The sequence below is a fragment of the Paenibacillus sp. UASWS1643 genome, assembly GCF_008693195.1.
Taxonomy (GTDB): Bacteria; Bacillota; Bacilli; order Paenibacillales; family Paenibacillaceae; genus Paenibacillus; species Paenibacillus amylolyticus_B.
Genome location: NZ_VXKZ01000104.1, coordinates 142,580 through 163,432, shown reverse-complemented (window position 1 = coordinate 163,432; position 20,853 = coordinate 142,580). Strand labels below are relative to the sequence as shown.

Annotated in this window: 22 protein-coding genes and 1 tRNA gene; 5 read left to right on the top strand and 18 right to left on the bottom strand. The window is 45.6% G+C overall.

Annotated features, from left to right (window positions below):
- Positions 1 to 105: 105 nt before the first annotated feature.
- The 4 genes from FE296_RS11445 to FE296_RS11430 form a co-directional block, all read right to left on the bottom strand.
- The gene (locus FE296_RS11445; protein ID WP_150364989.1) at positions 106 to 1,821 is read right to left on the bottom strand and encodes an ABC transporter ATP-binding protein; all 1,716 of its coding nucleotides are present in this window, start codon (positions 1,819 to 1,821) and stop codon (positions 106 to 108) included.
- A 44-nt stretch (positions 1,822 to 1,865) separates the two neighbouring features.
- On the bottom strand, positions 1,866 to 2,897 hold the full coding sequence (locus FE296_RS11440) for a FecCD family ABC transporter permease (RefSeq protein ID WP_091028555.1): 1,032 nt from the start codon (positions 2,895 to 2,897) through the stop codon (positions 1,866 to 1,868).
- 2 nt (positions 2,898 to 2,899) lie between these two features.
- Positions 2,900 to 3,955, bottom strand: a complete 1,056-nt coding sequence (locus FE296_RS11435) for a FecCD family ABC transporter permease (protein ID WP_036614761.1) — start codon at positions 3,953 to 3,955, stop codon at positions 2,900 to 2,902.
- A 272-nt stretch (positions 3,956 to 4,227) separates the two neighbouring features.
- Complete coding sequence (locus tag FE296_RS11430) at positions 4,228 to 4,965, bottom strand: glycerophosphodiester phosphodiesterase (protein WP_150364988.1); 738 nt, start codon at positions 4,963 to 4,965, stop codon at positions 4,228 to 4,230.
- A 231-nt stretch (positions 4,966 to 5,196) separates the two neighbouring features.
- Between FE296_RS11430 and FE296_RS11425 the strand changes: the two genes are divergently transcribed.
- The gene (locus FE296_RS11425) at positions 5,197 to 5,463 is read left to right on the top strand and encodes a hypothetical protein (RefSeq protein WP_150364987.1); all 267 of its coding nucleotides are present in this window, start codon (positions 5,197 to 5,199) and stop codon (positions 5,461 to 5,463) included.
- Positions 5,464 to 5,680: 217 nt separating this feature from the next.
- On the opposite strand, the gene FE296_RS33740 is transcribed toward FE296_RS11425, so the two are convergent.
- The 5 genes from FE296_RS33740 to FE296_RS11405 form a co-directional block, all read right to left on the bottom strand.
- Complete coding sequence (locus FE296_RS33740; protein ID WP_255319930.1) at positions 5,681 to 5,809, bottom strand: hypothetical protein; 129 nt, start codon at positions 5,807 to 5,809, stop codon at positions 5,681 to 5,683.
- A gap of 120 nt (positions 5,810 to 5,929) precedes the next feature.
- Complete coding sequence (locus FE296_RS11420) at positions 5,930 to 6,514, bottom strand: LOG family protein (protein WP_091014155.1); 585 nt, start codon at positions 6,512 to 6,514, stop codon at positions 5,930 to 5,932.
- A gap of 232 nt (positions 6,515 to 6,746) precedes the next feature.
- Positions 6,747 to 7,166 (bottom strand): hypothetical protein, encoded by a 420-nt coding sequence (locus FE296_RS11415; RefSeq protein WP_017687369.1) that lies wholly within the window; start codon positions 7,164 to 7,166, stop codon positions 6,747 to 6,749.
- A 19-nt stretch (positions 7,167 to 7,185) separates the two neighbouring features.
- Positions 7,186 to 7,854, bottom strand: a complete 669-nt coding sequence (ung, locus tag FE296_RS11410) for a uracil-DNA glycosylase (RefSeq protein WP_076211477.1) — start codon at positions 7,852 to 7,854, stop codon at positions 7,186 to 7,188.
- 239 nt (positions 7,855 to 8,093) lie between these two features.
- On the bottom strand, positions 8,094 to 9,314 hold the full coding sequence (locus FE296_RS11405; protein ID WP_124116050.1) for a MalY/PatB family protein: 1,221 nt from the start codon (positions 9,312 to 9,314) through the stop codon (positions 8,094 to 8,096).
- A 252-nt stretch (positions 9,315 to 9,566) separates the two neighbouring features.
- Between FE296_RS11405 and FE296_RS11400 the strand changes: the two genes are divergently transcribed.
- The gene (locus tag FE296_RS11400; protein ID WP_017687366.1) at positions 9,567 to 10,274 is read left to right on the top strand and encodes a helix-turn-helix domain-containing protein; all 708 of its coding nucleotides are present in this window, start codon (positions 9,567 to 9,569) and stop codon (positions 10,272 to 10,274) included.
- A gap of 158 nt (positions 10,275 to 10,432) precedes the next feature.
- On the opposite strand, the gene FE296_RS11395 is transcribed toward FE296_RS11400, so the two are convergent.
- The 3 genes from FE296_RS11395 to FE296_RS11385 all read right to left on the bottom strand — a co-directional run bounded on the left by FE296_RS11395 (position 10,433) and on the right by FE296_RS11385 (position 14,817).
- Positions 10,433 to 13,354: an insulinase family protein gene (locus FE296_RS11395; protein WP_150364986.1), complete on the bottom strand. Its 2,922-nt coding sequence runs from the start codon at positions 13,352 to 13,354 to the stop codon at positions 10,433 to 10,435.
- Between the two features lie 465 nt (positions 13,355 to 13,819).
- Positions 13,820 to 13,905 (bottom strand) — tRNA-Leu (locus FE296_RS11390).
- A 462-nt stretch (positions 13,906 to 14,367) separates the two neighbouring features.
- Positions 14,368 to 14,817, bottom strand: a complete 450-nt coding sequence (locus FE296_RS11385) for a general stress protein (protein ID WP_124116048.1) — start codon at positions 14,815 to 14,817, stop codon at positions 14,368 to 14,370.
- A gap of 207 nt (positions 14,818 to 15,024) precedes the next feature.
- On the opposite strand from FE296_RS11385, the gene FE296_RS11380 reads away from it, so the two are divergent.
- The gene (locus FE296_RS11380; RefSeq protein ID WP_017687353.1) at positions 15,025 to 15,249 is read left to right on the top strand and encodes a hypothetical protein; all 225 of its coding nucleotides are present in this window, start codon (positions 15,025 to 15,027) and stop codon (positions 15,247 to 15,249) included.
- Positions 15,250 to 15,446: 197 nt separating this feature from the next.
- Here the strand turns inward: FE296_RS11380 and FE296_RS11375 are convergent, their stop codons facing one another.
- A complete protein-coding gene (locus FE296_RS11375; RefSeq protein ID WP_124116047.1) occupies positions 15,447 to 15,929 on the bottom strand; it encodes a NucA/NucB deoxyribonuclease domain-containing protein in 483 nt (160 codons plus the stop codon).
- A 109-nt stretch (positions 15,930 to 16,038) separates the two neighbouring features.
- Entirely contained in the window at positions 16,039 to 17,187 is a 1,149-nt protein-coding gene (locus FE296_RS11370; protein WP_167483682.1) for a sensor histidine kinase, read from the bottom strand.
- Positions 17,188 to 17,494: 307 nt separating this feature from the next.
- Here FE296_RS11370 and FE296_RS11365 point away from each other — a divergent pair, with 307 nt between their 5' ends.
- Complete coding sequence (locus tag FE296_RS11365) at positions 17,495 to 17,689, top strand: DUF6199 family natural product biosynthesis protein (protein WP_223868844.1); 195 nt, start codon at positions 17,495 to 17,497, stop codon at positions 17,687 to 17,689.
- Between the two features lie 144 nt (positions 17,690 to 17,833).
- Positions 17,834 to 19,057 carry an MFS transporter gene (locus FE296_RS11360; protein WP_150364985.1) on the top strand — a complete coding sequence of 408 codons (1,224 nt, stop codon included), beginning with the start codon at positions 17,834 to 17,836 and terminating at the stop codon, positions 19,055 to 19,057.
- 41 nt (positions 19,058 to 19,098) lie between these two features.
- Here FE296_RS11360 and FE296_RS11355 read toward each other — a convergent pair whose 3' ends face one another.
- From FE296_RS11355 to FE296_RS32700, 4 genes are all read right to left on the bottom strand, one after another.
- Entirely contained in the window at positions 19,099 to 19,428 is a 330-nt protein-coding gene (locus FE296_RS11355) for a DUF1904 family protein (protein WP_091028528.1), read from the bottom strand.
- Between the two features lie 159 nt (positions 19,429 to 19,587).
- Positions 19,588 to 19,710: a sporulation protein YjcZ gene (locus FE296_RS11350; RefSeq protein ID WP_083679583.1), complete on the bottom strand. Its 123-nt coding sequence runs from the start codon at positions 19,708 to 19,710 to the stop codon at positions 19,588 to 19,590.
- Positions 19,711 to 19,827: 117 nt separating this feature from the next.
- On the bottom strand, positions 19,828 to 20,364 hold the full coding sequence (locus tag FE296_RS11345; RefSeq protein WP_223868843.1) for a hypothetical protein: 537 nt from the start codon (positions 20,362 to 20,364) through the stop codon (positions 19,828 to 19,830).
- Positions 20,365 to 20,672: 308 nt separating this feature from the next.
- Positions 20,673 to 20,840 (bottom strand): hypothetical protein, encoded by a 168-nt coding sequence (locus tag FE296_RS32700; RefSeq protein ID WP_190945137.1) that lies wholly within the window; start codon positions 20,838 to 20,840, stop codon positions 20,673 to 20,675.
- Between the last annotated feature and the right edge of the window lie 13 nt (positions 20,841 to 20,853).

Here is a 20,853-nt window from a genome sequence, read left to right as displayed (position 1 = left end):
ACTTGATCATGAAATAGAAAATAACGCCACCGTCCTGACCCCTTCCAAGTCAAGAACGATGGCGTTACTTCTCATATTTACATTTTCACATCCACATCTGATACGTTATGCGCCAAACTGCGCATAGTGAAGGCGGCTGTACACCCCACCTGCTGCGAGTAATTCTTCATGACGTCCCTGCTCCGTAATCCCTTGTTCAGCAACGACAATAATGCGGTCTGCATTTTTGATCGTAGCCAATCGGTGAGCGATGACCAGTGTGGTCCGGCCCTCGGACAACTCAGCCAGCGATTGCTGAATGGCTGCTTCCGTCTCTGTATCCAGAGCCGATGTGGCTTCGTCCAGAATTAGAATTGGCGGGTTTTTCAGGAACATACGGGCAATGGACAAACGCTGTTTCTGTCCACCGGACAGCTTCACGCCGCGTTCACCAATTAACGTATCCAGTCCTTCCGGCATCGATTGAATCAACGGTTCCATCTGTGCACGTCTGGCAGCCATCCAGATTTCTTCTTCGGATGCATCCAGCTTGCCGTAGGCAATATTCTCCCGAATGGTTCCATCGAAGAGGAATACGTCCTGTTGTACAATTCCGATATGACTACGCAAGGAATCCAGCGTCATATTCTGAATCTCCTGCCCATCGATCGTGATGCGACCTTCCAGCACATCATAGAATCGCGGCAGCAGACTGCACAATGTTGTTTTACCCGCCCCGGATGGACCGACAAGAGCGACGGTTTCACCTGCTTGCACGTTCAGATCGATACCTTTGAGAACAGGTTCCTGATCGGAATAGCCAAAGGTCACTTGCTCATAACGAATATCTCCACGCAAATGGGATACCGCAACGGCCCCTGGACGATCTTCCACATCCGGCTCCATATCGAGCAGCTCCGTATAACGTTTGAAGCCTGCAATCCCTTTGGGATACGTCTCAATAACCGAGTTGATCTTCTGAATTGGTGTCAGGAACACATTGGACAGCATGATAAATGCAATGAACTGACCGTAGGTCATACTGCCTTTAATGACGAACCATGTTCCGCATACCAGAACAAAGAGGGATACCAGCTTCATCAGCATATAACTGACAGAGGAGTTCCAGGCCATGATTTTGTATGCGATTAGCTTGGTTTGACGGAAACGACCGTTGTTCACAGCGAATTGTGCTTTTTCATGCTCTTCATTAGCAAAAGCCTGAACAACACGGATACCTGTAATATTGTTCTCTACACGAGCGTTGAAGTCCGCAATATCTCCGAACATTCGACTGAATGCCTTGGACATTTTGCTACCAAAGTAGAGTGACAGATAAATAATCAGCGGTACGATGATAAAGGTTAACACCGCCAGATTCCCGTTAATGCTCATCATGATGCTGAATGCACCAATTAGCGTCATGACCGCGATAAATACATCCTCTGGACCATGATGGGCAATCTCACCGATATCCATCAGGTCATTAGTCATGCGGGACACGAGGTGTCCTGTTTTTGTATTATCGAAGAAACGGAACGATAACTTCTGTACATGATTGAACAGACTTTTACGCATATCCGTCTCGATGTTAATACCGAGCTTGTGTCCCCAATAGGTAACCACGAAGTTGAGAAATGAATTCAATAAGTAGATGCCGAGCAATGCCAGACACGCCCATAGAATCCAGTCCCAGCGACCGCCTGGCAGCAGATCATCGACTACCCGGTTGACCGCCAGTGGAAAAGCAAGTTCAAGCAGCGCGACCAGAATCGCACAGCTAAAGTCAAGAATAAAGAGCTTTTTGTAAGGCCTGTAATAGGCAAAGAAACGGCGAAGCATGGACTAATGTCCTCCTTATGCAACCACACAATGATGATTACGTTCTATTTCGTCTTGCTTAAGAGGTACAGGAAGTATGGCGCACCAATAATGGCAACCAGGATCCCCGCAGGAATCTCCGAAGGCTGTAGGATGACACGACCCAGCGTATCTGCAACCAATACAAGCAATGAACCGATCAGTGCAGATGCGGGTAACAGGAATTGATGTTTTGGACCCACCAGACGACGCGCCAAATGCGGTCCGATCAGACCTACAAAACCGATCCCCCCACTCACAGATACACATGAGCCGGCAAGCCCTACAGCAGCCGCAAGCAAAATCAGTCGCTCACGCTCAACCGGAGTCCCGAGTCCGCTTGCAGTCTGGTCCCCCAGATTCAGTACGTTCAACACACGTGCCTTATACAGGACAAGCGGGACAAGAATAATAAGAAACGGTAGCAATGCCGTTACAAATTTCCAGTTCGAACCCCAGATGCTGCCTGCCATCCAGGTAGCTACAAATTGATACTTTTCCGGACTAAGCCTTAACGTAAGCACGATCATGGCAGAACTGATTCCCGCCGCTACCCCGATCCCTGTAAGCAACATACGCGTAGGCAGGATGCCCTCTCCTTTTTTGTAAGAGAGAACGTAGATCAGAAATGCAGCAAAACCGGAACCGATCAGGGCCAGAATTGGCAAAAGAAATACCGGCGCTGCTGTCGTTGTCGGGAAAAAGGAAACAAATAACATGACGACCAGACCAGCACCTGCATTAATCCCGAGAATCCCCGGATCTGCCAACGCATTCCGAGATACTCCCTGCAAAATACAACCAGATAACGCAAGTCCGGCCCCGACCAGAACCGAAATCACAATACGTGGCAGACGGAATTCAAAGAGAATCAATTCCTGTTTCGCCGTGCCTCCACCAAACAGAGTTCGCATCACCTCAAGCGGCGAAAGCTTGGTAAAACCTGTGTTCATGCTCACCACAAAAGCCGTAATAATTAATAGGGCAAGCACAATGAGGACAATCGTACTCTTGGTTCTCTTCTTGCGCTCTGCTCCAACTATTGTTGAGGATTCCATCGTTACAGAGTCCTCCTTTCTTTACGCGCCAGATACAGGAAGAATGGTACCCCGATGAGGGCAACCAACGCGCCAATTGGCGTCTCGTACGGCGGGTTAATCATACGTGCAGCCAGATCCGCAAATACAAGCAACAGACTGCCCATCACAGCGGAACATGGAATAATCCAGCGATAATCGACCCCAACCAGCTTCCGCGTGAGATGGGGAATAATGAGTCCAACAAAACCGACCGCACCCACCACGGATACAGCCGTACCCGCGAGAATCAGTACAACAATCAGGCCTATGAGCTTGATCAGCCCAGTACGTTGCCCCAAGCCCACTGCAATATCTTCTCCGAGACTAAGCAGAGTAATGGAACGGGAGATGAGAAGACCTGCGATTAGTGCAGCGAGTACCCATGGGAACATGACCTCAAGTTGAGACCACTTCGTTCCGGCTACACCACCGGCCGTCCAGAAAGCCAGATCTTGTCCAATCCTGAAATATAAAGCAATCCCTTCACTGAGTGCCGACAACATCGCTGATACAGCCGCACCTGCAAGCACAAGGCGTAGTGGTGTAAGACCCGATTTGGAAGCTGCACCAAAACCATACACCAACAGGACACCAAGCCCTGCTCCAAGGAAGGAATACATGATGATATACATAAATGGCAAGCCAGGGAAGAAGGCAAAACAAACTGCAAGCGCAAATCCAGCTCCCGCATTCAACCCAAGCAGACCTGAATCGGCCAGTGGGTTACGAGTCATGCCCTGCATGATCGCACCAGCTACAGCGAAACATGCACCTACCATTGCTCCTCCAAGGATACGTGGTAATCGAATCTCCCATATGATTTGATGTGGAGTCAGCTCAGGATTAAAATCAAAGATAGCCTTCCAGACTACACTAAGCTTAATATCAGCAGCGCCAAATGAAATGGACAACGCCATACCCAGAGCGAGTAGCAAAACTCCCCCTGTAAGAATAAGTGTGGCTGCCCACGGACGAGTGTGTATCTTCGCTGTGGGTGAATCCGGATTATGTTTTTCTGGTGAAGCTTGTGAACTCATACGCGCCCACCCTCGTTATGAGTGGAACTGCTCAAACCTATGTACATAACAATCACCTCTCTATAAATACCGAACTTTAATGATATTGATTCTCATTCCCATAGACCATTGTAAGTGAATCCACGGGCTCTGGCAATGGACAAATAGGACATGTTTATTGCATATATGAAGATTTGCACACAATTTTACACGAAAAAAGGCTGCGCAGGAGCCAAAAAGCTCGAACACAGCCTTATCATTGCATATGTAGAACATGTAAAATACAGACTTGATTAACGGGCATGTACCGTAAGTAAGGATGCCAGGACATCCGGAACATCGGTAATGATTCCTTGCACACCCATGTCAATCATGGCCTGCATCTCGGCAGGATCATTCACCGTAAATGGATAGGTAACAACGCCATGTGCTAATGCAGCAGCAACATCTTCTTGTGTGACAGCCAGCTTGTAGGGATGAAGGCCTGAAGCTTCGAGTTTGGCGGCATAATCATAGGGACGGTACAACTTTTCCATATATAGAAGTGCTGTACGAATCTCCGGGGCATGACGTTTACATCTCACGAGCGAAGCATGATTGAAACTGGACAGCACGACCTGTTGCTCCAGATTCCAGTCCCGGATCGCTTGTATAACCTTCTCTTCCATCCCCTTATAACTCACAATACCATTTTTCAATTCCAGATTAAGCAGGGTTCCTTTCCCCTGTACCAGCTTGAATAACTCCTCCAGAGAAGGAATACGTTCCCCGGTAAAATCGGCATGGAACCATGACCCGGCATCCCGCGTGCGCAATTGATCGTATGTCGTATCTTTAACCCAGCCTTCTGCGCCGCCAGTTCGGCTTAACGTCTCATCATGAATCAGTACCAGTCTGCCATCATTCGTCATCTGCACATCGGTTTCAATACCTGTTGCTCCAAGCTCCAGACTCCGTTCAAAAGCGCTCATCGTATTCTCCGGGCATACGGCAGATGCACCACGGTGGGCAATAATCTCCATGTTCCTCATTCCAGCGCCTCCTGCGTTCAACGTTAACTCTATGATCTTCACTATAAACGCCGTTTGTTAGACCTGTATTAACAGAGCGTATAATCGGTTGCTTGCTTCGCTAATACTCGCGACCGGGTTGAACATCTAACGGGCTGGGGATTCACTCATTTTTGCGAACTCAATCTGAAAATCGACATAACATAGTATGAACGATGGAAGCACTGAACTCCGTTATAAGGAGGTTGACTATTGAATCCCTCAAAGAAAAAACCGATACCTACGCGTCCTCACACATCCCAGTTACAGTCGGCTTCCAGGCTTTCCAGATCATCTGTCCATATCAAAAACAAATCCGGCAAGACGGCTAATCAGCGTTCTCTTAACTCCAGTTCACCCAACACACTGGATCAGCTGGCTATTGTTGCAGCAATACTCTCCTTAATTGCAGCCGCCATCGGGCTATATATCGCCTGGAAATCGTTAAGTAATCCGGATCAAACTGCTGTTGTGGTGTAAGCTGCTTGTTGTGCAGCTAATGGCTCAGGAGGCTTTCTCCTGCTTCTGACCTTATTCAGGGGCAGGTTTTTGCTTTTTCAATTACTTAACGTATGCTGGAAACGTCAAAAAACCGTTCCCCTGAAACGCCGGAATATACCGGCGTCTCTTTGGAAAGGTCATTTTTTATTCGGGCGCTGCCTCTGCAGCGTGATCCCCGTCCCGGGATTTGACCGAATTACAGAATGAATGTGCGAGAGATAATAACCAACAGAATGAACAATACCAGAATTGCACCTGTTGATGTCCATGCTCCACCACCGAAGCCTCCGCAATATCCGTAACCTGTACCTTTGAGTTCGCTCATCAGTGACACTCCCCTCTTCATCGAAGTACACTATAGACTATGTCCGATAGCGCAACTTGCTTGGGCAGATCGAAAATTCTCCCGAGGAACGAGTGGGTCCAGGCCCGTCTTCTTATGCACTCATTTCCCGTTGAGTTGTGACCACTTCTGAGTCAGCTCTGCAGGAATGTAGGATGACATTTGTTTGATCAGTTCAGCCGGATCAGATTCCAGACTCCACAGACTGAGATGCGAAGTATTGGAGAATCCCTCTTGTACACTATGTTCTACCATCTTCATCAGCGGTCCATAGTATCCGTTGACATTCAATAAGCCGACAGGCTTACGATGAATACCGATCTGTGCCCAGCACAGTACCTCGAATAGTTCTTCAAATGTACCCATACCTCCAGGAAGCGCAATGAACCCATCGGATAATTCAGCCATCGTAGCCTTGCGTTCATGCATGGTTCCCACTTCAATCAGTTGTGTAAGCCCTCCATGAACAACCTCACCCCGGAATAATCCCGTAGGCATAACCCCGATTACTTCTCCCCCTTGCTCAAGAGCAGCATCGGCTACTGCACCCATCAAGCCCATGCAAGAACCACCATAAACCAGTGCATACCCACTATCGGCAATCTGTTTGCCCAGCTGGACAGCCTTCTCTGTATAATCGGGGTGATTTCCCGGATTGGAGCCTGCAAAAACAGCTATACGTTTCATTGGGTTTCACTCCTTCTCATGATCTATTTTAATAGTATACAACATGAATGTAATGGGTATGTACAACAGGTTAACAGAACCCATGGACAAAAAAATACCCGACCGTTTGCAGCCGGCCGGGCTCCCGTTTTAATACACATCAATTTAGAAGGGGTTGTTACTACCTAATATATAGACCAAACATTAAATCCATATGATCTTTGCATGAAATGAATATTAAATCTTCGTATAACTAACGTATCCCGCGGCGTGAACGTACGACAAACATATGCTTGTCTTTACGAAGAACCCGACCATCTGCAAGTTCAACCTGATCCTCGTCATGACGCAGAATCGTCGTGGATAACGCTACAATTTTGGCCCGGCGCCAGATCATAACCTGTGACTTGAAATAGATTGCATTTTCGAACTGAATCGCCTTTTTCATCACATATCCAACCTTGTGCACTTCAGAACGTGCTTTCTTTAAGGGAAGACTCTCTTCGGGAAGAGGTCTGATCATTGCGATATTGTCAAACGATACCTTGATCCGTTTCGGTCCGATCCGTACACATTCCGCTTCTTCATCCCACTCGACCAGCGTTCCCTTCAATGGCTCCCGTATGCCTGTTGCACGATATACCGCTACTTTTCGTCCTATCCAATGTCGCAATGTTCTCACCTCCATCTGTCTAGTTTTCAGGTATCTTCCAATCGATCGGTTCAATACCTTTGGAGGTCAAGAAATCATTGGCTTTGGAAAAGGGACGACTGCCGAGGAATCCACGATGCGCAGCCAGCGGACTAGGATGTGTAGACTCCAGTACCAGGTGCTTGTCCCTGTTAATAAAAGCACCTTTCTTCTGGGCATGACTGCCCCATAGCATAAATACCATTGGCTCTGAACGTTCATTCAATGCGCGAATGACAGCATCCGTAAATGTCTGCCACCCTAGTGCCTGATGCGAGTTAGGCTGACCTTCACGAACCGTCAGAACAGCATTTAATAGCAGGACTCCCTGCTGTGCCCAATGAACCAGGGATCCATGATTCGGAATTGGCAGGTCCAGATCGGCATGAAGTTCCTTATATATATTTTTCAGAGAAGGCGGTACGCGTACCCCGGGTCTAACCGAAAAGCTTAATCCATGAGCCTGTCCCGCTCCGTGATAAGGGTCCTGACCAATAATAACGGCCTTAACCTGATGATATGGCGTCAGCTTCAGTGCGGAGAACAGGTCTTCTTTGGGCGGAAAGACCGTCTGCGTTTTGTACTCGGCGGCGAGAGTGTAACGAATCTTGTTAAAATATTCAGCTTCCGTCTCTTCCTGAAGCACCTTGTCCCAATCGTTTCCAAACATATGTATAGGCTCCTTTCCCCTGATGAGTGCAGTTTCGTGCAGCCCAACTACTGGGCTCTTCCTTCTGAGAGCCGCATGCCATGCAACTCATAGACTATCCACCATTTTAACATAACCGGGGACAGCAGACCAGAATTGCGCATCAGGTGTAAGTTCACCTCAAAAAAATCGTATTCTTGCTACATTCAGTATACTCATACAAAAAAGTCACCTCGCTGTTGCGTGATGACTTGATGACTTTACACTTGAACGGGCACTTCTTCGACTTCTTTCACAAGCACACTACTGATTCTCCGTAATCCTTCCTGAAGAACAGAACGCGGACAAGCCAGATTCAACCGAATACAACCCTCACCATTGGCTACAAACATATGACCATCTTCCAGCAGCACACCCGCTTGCTCAGCAAAGAATAAAGGTAAACTTACATTTTGTGGAGCATATGCCGAGATATCAATCCAGGCCAGATATGTGGCTTCAGGGATGTGAAAAACGGCCAGTGGCAGATGCTCCTTCACATACTGTTCTACGCAGGCGAAATTGGCGTCTAGATAACCTTTTAATTGTTTCAGCCATTCATCACCCGTTTCGTAAGCCGCTTGCGTGGCAGCGATGCTCAGTGGGTTTTTGAAACCATAATGGCGTGCCTGCCAGATGTCTCGAAGTTCCTTATTCGGAATGATGACATTGGAGAACATCAGACCAGCCATGTTGAATGTTTTGCTCGGAGACATACATGTAACGATTCGATCCGTATCGGGAAACAGCTTCGCAAGTGGCGTATGTCTTTTTCCAGTCCGCAGCAGATCACAGTGAATTTCATCTGAAATGACCCATACATTGTTCCGCAGGCAGATCTCACCCACACGTTGTAACTCTTCCGTTGTCCAGACACGTCCAGATGGATTATGCGGGTTACAGAAAATACATACCCTTACCTTCTCATCCTTCGCCTTGGCTTCAAAATCCTCAAAATCAATGGAGTAACGTCCCTTCTCGTTGATCATATCCGAACACACCAGTTCAAGATTGTTATGCTCCGCAGCTGACTTGAAGAAACCATAGGATGGGGTCACGATCAGTACTTTCTCATCCGATTGACAGATATATTCCACCAATTCATATAAAGCGGGAATAATCCCGTTTGAGGTCTCCAAATGCTCCTTTGGGAAGGACCAATCATAGTATCTCTTCATCCAATTCGAAACAGCTTCATAGTATGCCGGATCAAATACCTGAGAGTAACCCATGATTCTACGGTCCAGACGTTCCTTAACTGCATCCAGAATCTCGGGAGGTGTGGCAAATTCCATATCTGCAATCCACATGCGAATAAATTCTTCATCTTTGAATGGAAAAGTCATGTCCTCTGTCGCGTTAAAAATATATTGACGGAAACCATCCGTATTCATGGCATTTGTACCTGTGCGATCTATAATCTCATCAAAGTTATATTTCATAGTAGCTTCTGCTCCTCTGTCTGTTGAACTTTTCATTGTCGGTTCATGTCGTATGAGATCTATTATTCCATGACGTAGAAATTGCATCAAATGCGATACAATCTATTCTGAAGAAACAAATAAAGTTTATTGTTTCTCCAGAATAGGTTTTTCGGTGAGAAAGTGATATATTTCTCATATAACATCATTTTTATGAATGACTTTCACCATTTTCACGTACTCTCAAGAAACACTGCATAAGGAGAACCAGTTATGAACAATATCAATCAGGAAGTTGGCAAGAAAATACGAAACTTTCGGAAGTGGCGGGGACTGACCATTCAACAGCTGGCGGATCAGATCTTCAAAAGCAAAGGTACGCTGTCCAAATATGAGAGCGGAGATATTACACTTGATCTGGTCACGTTACATCATATTGCTAACGCGCTCAACATTCAGGTGGAGCAACTCTTGTACCAAGAACCAAGGCATGCATCTCCCCTGATGAATGCGGTCCCGTCCAGCTTTTTCAAGAATTCTACACGTTTCTATTCCTACTTCTATGACGGGCGTAACAACAGTCTCATTCGGTGTGTCATTGACATGATGGCTCAATCGGATGCCAACCGTTATCGCACCGTGATGTATATGAATGTGAAGGATTTTGAGAACTACCAGGAATGCGAGAATATGTACTGGGGCCACACCGAGCATTATGATACACTCACCACGCTGATTTTGAAAAATCAGGCCACACCGCTGGAGAATCTATATATTAATATTCTGGCTTCTTTCCAGGAATCGGAGAAAAAGTGGGGACTGATGGCTGGTGTCTCCTTCAGACCTTTCATGCCGATCGCGCTCAAAATGTTATTCTCCAGAACCCCGCTGCCCGAGAATCAGGAGTTGTATAATGAATTGAAAATCTCAAAGGAAGATCTGCGGACACTGAAAATATACAACATGCTCGCTGTCACTTGAACAACGCAGCGTGTCACCCATTCTCATTATGGGTCGGCGACAGTTGGTCCACATTCCTCCCCATTAGAAAAGGCACTTCTATAAGCTGTTGAAACCAGCTCATAAAAGTGCCTTTCGCTTTGATGCCTATTCGATCCGGGAATAAGCGAGACTAACGCTTAGTTTTTGATTAAATCCAGCGTTTCGTCAAACATCTGCTTCTGTTCCTCAATCTTGTTCTCATTACCGATCACGCAGCGCTGTTGCTGTTCAAGTATGGCCGATAAAAGCTCAGCAAAACCGATAATGTCGCTTTCCTTTGTGCTTAGCACTTCGTCACGTTCCTGTTGCAGATCCGCTTCAGTCACATTCGACAGATAACACTCCAGAGAGAATGCTCCTTCGCCATAAGGTGTTCTCGGCGTATCCAGATCCTGGATCGCACCAATGATATAACGTGTCATCTCCCGCTCGTCTGCCCGGAAATCGGTCAAATATTGCGGTATCTCTTCATATACTTTGTACGTTTTATCGAGATTAGGATCACGATACGATGCAACGTAGCTGTCTCCGTTCCGTCTGAAACCTGACATGCAACCATATGCTCCGCCTTTGGCGCGGATATTGGTCCACAAGTAATCCAGAGACAGGATTCCCTGCAAGACCCGTAGTGAACCGGTGTATTGATACCCTTTGTCGATATAATTACCCGTTTGCACCACGTACTGCACCTCTGAAGGTGAACGGAATCCTTCCTTATGAGTAGCAGGTAGGAATGTAAACTCTTCCTTGGCAACCTCATGTGTGAACAGCTTCGCTTTCAGATTGGAAACCTGTTGTTCCAGTCCTTCATATCCCTGCTCATCGGCAGTGTAACTGACAAGCAAGTTCTCCGGTCTGAAAATATACCCCGTCAACTCTTGCAGGCTGGAAGATAACTCTTCTTTTTTGGCCTCAAAATTCGCCTGAAGATCCTCCAACCACTGGTAGAAGGCGATCCCACTTACAGCTTCCCTGAAATCGGCAACCGCTGAATGTTTGGACGAAGACCGGCCAATTCCCGCAGAGTGTCCGCTATTGATCAGATTACGTTGCAGATTACCTTTCATCTGGGAGATGATCTCATACAATCGCTTCGAATTATCGAATCGGGATGTGAACACAATTTCTTTGATCATATCAAAGGCAAATTCAAGCTTGTCATATAACACTTTTGCGTTGAACTCATAGGTAGCCTTGAATTCATTGTGCTTATGCGCATTGGCATAAGATCCAATCCCGCTATGAATACCACCAGAATGAATGTGGATTTCATTGGACAATTCATTGAACGAGTAGTTTTGAGTATCCACGTAACCCAGTACGTTTTTCAGCAATCCTGCATACGGCAGCAGATGACGTGGTACTTCTTTGATATCGAACAGCAGTCTCAGATAACCAATCCCGTTGGTATAGAGGTTATGATGCAGAATAGTTGTGCCGTCGACCTGATTCACCGTTTGATGCAACGTAGAAGCCTTCGGTTCAATATCTTCGATCGATAACGTCGGAATGACCTGCTGCTGCTCTTTGGTTGAAGGTGTATTCTGATATTCGGCGAGTGCTTCCGTTTTCTGAATCAGCGTCTGAACTTCTTCCTCGCTAAGCCCGGCCTGAATGGTTTTCAGACGTTCTTTCAATGCTTCCTCCTTGCGTGAGTTCAGCCCCTTATCCGGGGTAAGCGCCACAAAAGAAGTATGTGTGTTTTGCAATAAATACTTCTCAATCAGCTGCTCAAAGTAACCTTCGTTCATTTTTGTCCGCAGCTCAGCAAATACGTCATTAGCCTCCAAATGAGTGAAAGGTGCCTCTTGATCGTACAACCAGCTTTGCAGGGAGGAGAATCCGTAGATCAGGCCTTTCGGCATTCTGCCATAGTCCGCTTCCCTGTGATTGAATTCATACGAGTTAATTCCAGCAAGCAGCGCTTTTGGATCAAAGCCTTCTTTTACCACACGCTCAAGCACTTCTTTGACCGTTCCCAGGAAATCCTCTTTGCTCGCTAGATTACTCTTCTTCAGTCCCACAGTGAACACAGGCTGATACAGGCTGTCATCATACGAACCATAGACGTCCTTCGCAATTCCTTTATCCAGCAAAGCCTGTTTCAGTACCGCTCCCGGAGCGTTCAGCAGGGCGTATAACAGAATTTGGAACGAAATGTTCAGTTCCTTGTCCAGACTTGTGCCGATCACCGCGTTATAGGTCAAAAAGCTGTTATCTACTTCCGATTCCGTACTTCCCGCAGAGTAAGTCTTAACTGTGTCTACCCGTTCTGCAAAGGCAGGTTGAAGTTGAATGGCCGAATCAATCTCGATTCGATCATATGCACTCAGATAGTTCTCATCTAGCCATTGCAGCTTCTCTTCCATATCCATATCCCCGTAGAGATAGATGTAACTGTTGGAAGGATGATAGTATCTCGTGTGGAAATCCAGCAAGCCCTGATACGTTAGATCCAGAATAGCTTCCGGGAATCCGCCAGACTCGGAGGAGTATGTGGTATCCGGGAAAAGGGAATTCAACACTTCTCTGCGCACCATTCGTTCCGGTGAAGAAAAGGCACCCTTCATCTCGTTATATACAACTCCGTTGTAGGTTAACTCATCATCTGCTGAGGCCAGATTATAGTTCCAGCCTTCTTGTAAAAATATCTTTTCATTCTCATAAATATTCGTATTTAAAACCGCATCCAGATAAATATCCATCAGGTTATGGAAGTCGTGATCATTACGACTCGCGATCGGGTAGATCGTCTTATCGGGATACGTCATGGCGTTAAGGAATGTATTCAATGAACCTTTCAGCAACTCAACAAAAGAATCCTTGGCCGGAAATTTCTTGGACCCACAGAGCACGGAGTGTTCGAGGATATGGGCTACCCCTGTATCATCTTCCGGAGGTGTACGGAAACCGATACTGAATACTTTGTTGTCGTCCTGATTGGACAAAAGTACAATTTTGGCTCCGGATTTCTGGTGCTCCAACAGATACGCATCCGATTTCAGTTCTTCGATTCTGCGCTCCTGTAACACCTTGTATGGCTTAAGCTGTTTCAACATAAACTTGAGTCCTCCGTCCATAAGATTGTTTTATTGGTTTTGTGACCCTACATAAGTTCAAATATGGTTATTTACACTAGCACTCCGATGACAGAACAACCTTCCGATCGCTGTTATCCCCAGATTTTTTTGATTCCCTTTTGAAAGGGAAAATCCCGGGATAAAGGCGCCCGCTTCGCTTCTTCAGGTTATTTCTGTCCTCTCCGTTATCGTGTAAATGTGTAGTTGAACTTATATCGTTCAGCAAGGTAAAGGTAATATATGCCTACGGATAGTATACACCATTGTTCCGTCTCTTCATAAAAGTCAGATAAATGTACCTTCTGATATGTATTATGCAGGGTTTATGTTTATGAACTGCATGGTAAAGTGGTCTGCAATGAAGTGACATTGATATTAAAGAACATAAAAAAAGATCGCATGACGCTTGGTTAACAAGCGTCATGCGATCTTTTCTTTTTAAGATGCCGAGGACCGGGATCGAACCGGTACGGTAGTCACCTACCGCAGGATTTTAAGTCCTGTGCGTCTGCCAATTCCGCCACCCCGGCATGGATATTATTTCTTGGCGACAAGAAATATCTTACCATGAACTAATTAACTTTGCAACACTTTTATTAAAAATAATCCAACTATATAAGTTTAACTAATGATTTACACGATAACGGAGAGGACAGAAAAACTGAAAAAGCGAAGCGTTCGCCTAAAAGCTTTCTGAAAGAAAGCTACATCGGAAGCATACGCTATCACCGGATTTTCCCTTTCAAAAGGGAATCGAAAAAATCTGGGGATAACAGCGATTAGAAGGTTATTCTGCCATCGTAGTGTCAGTGTAAATAATCTTTAGTTCAACTTATAAAAAATGAAACAGGCACTGCAAGCGTCAGCTCACAGTGCCTAGAAAGTCCGAGTTGCGGTCCCGGACTTCCGGTAAACCAATCTATATTAAGGGAGGTGTGAGATAAGAATACCTCCCCAACATTAAAGAAACCTAAAATCAGCCTTAAATTAAACTAAAAAAGTAAAATAGGTCGAACACGAGCCGCTTCTTCCTCACTGCACTCCACGATAACCAAGATATGGTCCTTTAACAACCAATCTTCGTAATACCGCGCATCCTCCTCCGAGATCCCCGCTTCAGTCAGTGTAAGCACCAAATCATCAGTCTCACTCCCAATCTCATTACCAGCGAGCCTGCGCACTGCATTTCCGATCGACATCGTCTGATCCATTCGCTTCCCCAGACCAGCCAATATGCCTTTCAGAGCGCCAAAGGCACCATCTGTTCCGGCACCCTTCAGAGGTTTGGGCAACCCCGTCTTTTCGCTCACCAGCTCCAGATTAAGCTGCTCCTTTGCCACCGCTCCTAAATATTTATCCTTGATGCCTTCCTCTTTCACCTGATTCAACATCAATATAGCCTCGTTTTCGGTACGGGCAAGCCCAATAATCAATTGTGTCATTCCGTTCCCCTCCTTTTACCCTAATATAACCCCGTAATCCCCATTCAAAAACGGATCATCCTCAGCTAAGACAAATCACCTAGAAGAATGTTGATTTCTCTTCTGGAAATCTATACCTAGTTCTGATAGACTAGATAAAGAAGACAAATTAACCATTGAAAACATTGACATATGGATTTAACATCTCATAATCAGGAGCAATGACTTATGAAAAAAGAGGTAGAAATTGCCATCCGGCGCAAGCAACAGATCATGGTTCGTAATACAAGCGGTCAGACGGTAACCGGTTTTCCCGAGCGCACCGCTGATACATCCATTCTCTCCTTACGTACCGTCCACGGAAGTCTGTGGATACCGTTTGATGAGGTTGAACATGTTACACGTCTGTTAAGCATCCGGTCTCATCATTTAAGCGGAATGCAACTCGTATAGTCGGATCTGTAATCCTAGAAACTCACTTCCCTTATAAAAAAATACGTTAACTAGATCTATTTATGCCAGCACATCATATCAAAAAACCAGACGCATGCACGTCTGGTTTTTCTCTTCTACTTATCCTGTAACATACCGCCACTGACCTCACAACAAAGGCCCTACTATCATTGTTTCTGCTCTCCCATATCCCGTTGTTACTTCACTACAAACTTCACTCGTGTTCCATCTGGATATGTACTTAACTGATTCCCTACCCATGAACCTGCACCACGATTATCCTTCGGGGTAATGTATTGGATATCTGCACCTGTGCCTCCCTCAGCGCACATCGCCATAGGCCACTCGTCACGATCCTTACCTTTTTTGACCGGAACACCCTTGAGTGATAGCTCCCGATTGCCTTCGGCTCCATTACGATCAATGGTGCATACATCCGAATGCCCTGCCTTGATGGCAGCTTTAATATGGTTGGCCGTTTCGGGATAACGCTCTGAAGGGAACGTAATGGTATGGTCAACACTCTTATTCGTCCCAGCGAATGGATTAGGTATCTCCTCCGGCCATTCTCCCCCAGCCAAGGCGTAGAGGGCTACCAGCAGCATCGCTACCAGTGTCAGAACCTGCCTTTTGAAACCTTGCTTACTTTTACGCTTTCTTCTTGTGCGTCTCTTACTCATGCTGTGCCTCCCCCATTCAACACTTGCATTATAACAGAACGCCCGTTCGTAAAACAATCCAATAAAATAAAAAAACAGCCGAGACCGCCCGGCTGTCCTGCTTGTTTGATTATCCTACATTGGGAATGGCCTGTTGGCGCAGCAAGGGCAGTGTCACCTCAAACTGTGTACCTTTCCCTTCTGTACTCTCCACCGAAATCTGACCATTCATCAGTTCCAACAGTTCTTTGCAGATGGTCAGACCAAGACCGCTTCCGCCAAATCGGCGCGCATGGGAGATGTCAGTCTGGGTGAATGCATCAAACAATTGTTCGATCTGATGCTGAGGAATGCCAATTCCCGTATCACGCACAGAGAATACCAATACAACGGTATCCATCATTTGTTGCCTCACATCCACCTGTAACTGCACTTCACCTTGTTCTGTGAACTTGATCGCATTACTCAGCAAATTATCCAGTACCTGCCGAAGTCTTAGCGGATCACCGATAAGCACATCAGGAACATTCAGATCAGCATGACAGAGCAGACGTATTTGTTTATTCTGTGCCGCAGGTTCATGTGTCTTCACAATCTGTGGAATTAGCTTCAATGGTTGAAACTCAATGTTTTCAACATCCATTTTGCCTCTGCCCAGTTTCGCCATATCCAGGCTATTGTTAATGATGTTAAGCAGCGCCTCACCTGATTGACGTGCAAGCTCCAGATATTCTTTCTGCTCATCCGTAGTTTCACCCATACTGGCAAGTTCGATCATGCCCATAATGCCGTTAAGCGGGGTACGAAGCTCGTGATTCAGCTTGCCGATGAATTCCAATTGCCCTCTGCTATTCATCTCAGCCATGGAAGTTGCAAACTTCAACTGCTGTTCAGCATACTTCCGTTCTGAAATATCGTATTGAATGCCTACAAAATATAAACACTCTCCGGATTCATTAAAGATCGGATCAATATTCAGTTCGTTCCAGAACTTCTGACCACTTTTTGTATAATTTAAGATATCAATCTTAATGGACTGTTGTTTCTTTAATGCATCACGAATCTGCATTACCGTTTCGGGGTCTGTGTCCTGTCCTTGCAAAAATCGGCAATTCTGTCCTACAGACTCTTCATACGTGTATCCTGTCAGCCGAGTAAAGTGTTCGTTTACATACATGAGCGGAAGCTCAGACAAGGTAGCATCGACCACGGTAACGGAGGATTTCACTTTCGAGATGATAAATTCCCATTGTAATGAGGGGTGATTATGTTGGCTCATGCCTTCCTCCTTCATCTCACACACATTAATGTTTATATATTCTGCAATCGTACATTATAAGGAGAGAAAACTAACCAGTCGGAATGTGTTGATATTAAATCAATATATTTTAATTGTAACACAGTTATTCAAGTCATGTGGTTCTTGGGTAATAGTTGATAACTAAGCTTACACAATAACCTAACTACTCATTAGGAGGAACATACATGAAATTTCTGTTAATTATCATCATTATCATTTTGATTGTAGTCTTTTTTACCAGACGCAAACGTTAAGATGAGATCCGTTATGTAAGGGAGAAAGGAAGATGGGTATGAGAACCCTCTTTTTTATATTCATGGTACTCTGTATCATCAATTTCTGTTTCCCAAAATTCGGCTGGTATCTGCGCTATGGCTGGATTTTCCGCGGTGAGGCAGAACCCAGCAGGCCTTATATGACGATGGTGAGAACGACCAGCCTGCTGATGTTACTTATCGCCTTCACACTCACCATGGCATGAACTATAACCATTAGAAGATGACTGCCCTGTTGGGCAGTTTCTTTTTTTGAGCTGAAATGACGGGAAAATGATAACTTTGTTTGTGGTGCAATGATGACAATGCCCGTAATATAGATATATCGTTTCGGAAAGGACATCATTGGCATGAACATCGCATTTTATCCGTATTGGGCCGCCAAAACGCTGCTCTCGCTTATTAATGTCATATATATCATGGTCATTACTACGTTTATTTACAGTCACACTGGATCGGTACTCTATGCTGCAATGTTTCCACTAGTTCAGATCATTACACGTATAACAGCAAGTTTCACTTTGCCATTACTTGTGAACCATTTCCCATTCTCCAAACTATTGATCCGCATTTCCATAGCCAAAACATTAATCATGACCTGTATAGCCATTTCGTTGAATCACTTGATTTCACAATTGCCGCTTTTATTGCTCGCAGTGGTCATACTATCCTTTTTGGACGGATGGGAAACCCCGTTACTGAATGCTTTAACGCCACAATTGGTTCAAGGTGAAGATCTTATAAAAGCAAATAGCCTACTATCCGTCTCCAATCAGACTGTAACCATTGTCGGTTATGCCATGACGGGATTCGCCGTGATGAACTGGGGGGCGGCACAGACCTTCTGGGCAGCTACAAGCCTATCCTGGGCCGTTCTGATCTTCATGATTACCATGGGATCGCTCACACGGAATGTAGAACAACCCCACAAATCTGCTGTATCGCGGAAAGTATTTAGGGAAGGCTGGAGTATACTTTGGAACAATCCATCATTACGACTGATCACGCTTATGGACATTGCCCAGGCTCTTGCGGGTTCCATCTGGATCGGAGCTGTTACGCTGGCCTTTGCAAAAGAAGCTCTGGGACGAGGAGAAGGTTGGTGGGGACTCATGAACTCGAGTTACGCTGCTGGAACCATGCTTGGAGGTATTCTGGCTCTTGCACTGGCCAAACGTATTCAGAAGCATCTAATCGCTAGTATGACCATGGGTTCTCTTCTCTTCAGCCTGCTGACCGTAGTTTATGGTCTAAACAACCTGCCATGGCTCGCTCTGGTGTTATGCATACTCATGGGTCCAGTTCATCAGATTCGTGATGTGGCTCAGCAGACAGCGCTTCAGAACAGTGTACCTGTCGAATCCCTAACCAAGGTATACGCCACCCATGGCGTCCTGATACCCGCGGTAATGAGTGTATCCATAGTCATCTTTGGTCTAGTCGCTGATCAACTGGGTGTTCGATGGGTATACCTTACCGGTGGAGTCTTGTTTATTGTGTCTGCGTTATGCTCATTATCGTTGAACAGGGTTCACAGAAACCAGCCCATTGTTAAACATACGAAAAATATGTAAATCAAAAGAGACGAGCAACATTCTGCTCGTCCCTCACAATCTCAATCCAATCGATAATCGGTCAGCGGCCTGCCTTTTTTATAATACAAATTAGGTGACAGTATATTGAAGAAAATATGCACATCCGGCATGTATGCTTCTTCCAAAATAGCTTGCACCGACGATGCAATCCGATTATGAATCTCCTGGTCACGTTGAAACATCAGAATCTCTATAGAAGCCGGAGAAGGTGTTAGCGCTTGTACATCATGACGCTCTGCCTTCATTCTCTCCCTTGGAATATGAGTAATTAGGGCCATCTGCTCTGTAATTTGGGGTACAACTTCCTCTAGCTGAGGACCTGTGAATCCTTTAAAGCGAATAAACGGCATTGCTATCCCTTCAATCTCTGTTAATAGTCTCTTATGTGATTTTAAGCACATTGTTTTCAGTTGTCAAATGTCATGGATGGCATATGTTGCTTCTTATAAACAGGAAAAGCCCCGCTGAAGTCTCAGCGGAGCCACTGTTTGCACGTTTCTATACGTGACTTACAGCCAGAAAGATTTTGTGATGATCACGAGCAGGATGAACAGCACGAGAATTGCACTTGTGGAAGTCCATCCGCCGCCGAATCCACCAACATTGCCACAACCGTATCCAACTTGACTCATTTGACTGGCCTCCTTTGAATTTCAAGGTATGCCATAACATATGCGTATTCCGTGAAAGTGACCGGGCGAATCGGCAAGTTCATCAGCCCATTCATCTGGGATTCATGTCTGGTAACTTTAACTAGATGGGTCGATGGAAATTTTCAGTTGTTTTTCTTGTGACTCCTGAGGTGAAGGGTCTGTATTTCCTCTGTGCAGAAGGATTGTACGAGTACGTGTATCACTTCGGGATGCCAGAACAACCTCTCCATCAGGTATTATACAATAGGCGATAGGAATGGAGATCTCGCTATCACGATACGAACCATCCGCATGGCTAGTCCCCATGACAATACATTGATGCTTCAAGGCGATCTGCCGAGCCTCTTCGACCCACTCACTGTACTGCTCTTCACTGAACATGCCCACACCAATGGAATGCATCACAATGTCCACATTCCCTATATTCTCATTTCCAAATCCTTGCAGGATCAGCTCATCACACAACAAAGTGCTTATTACCCAACCCTGTTCCTCAACCGTCTCAGCAGGTGTATATTTAGCTTTCTCCAATACAATCTCTCCAGCCTTACTGATGATAATCGATCGGTCCTTTGGACGTTCGTCCAGTCTGCGATGACCTGATACAATCATGGTCCCATATTCAGCCGCCAACCTGCAAGCTTCCTCAACATTCTGGTTCAGATAACCTTCAGGAAAGAACAATATATCCGCATCAGATTGTTGCTTGAGTTCGGTTCAAGCTGCAGCAGGTGCTGTTCCAACCTCGGTTGTCCGATGATAATCTTCATCTAATATCCCCCATTCATAAATAAAAGCCGGTTCATACCTGAATAAGGTACAAAACCGGCTTAAAGGTTGTACGGACAGAACTCCTGCTCACCGTACTTCGCTTCAAGAGTAATTGGTTCTCATGTTATTGCTCGACGACACAATTACCTTTACAGTTGAATGATATGTAGTTAGGCATTTCTACGTTCAATACTATCATATATTGCCTGCCCATCATAGCTTCGATCTGTAGCGATATCTTTCACCAATAGGACACTGTTTGCATTTCCAGATAAAATACTCAGTGCCCCCAACACCCAAGCAAGTGGATATAATGCAACGGATAAGGCTTTTTTCATGTCTTTGTCTCCT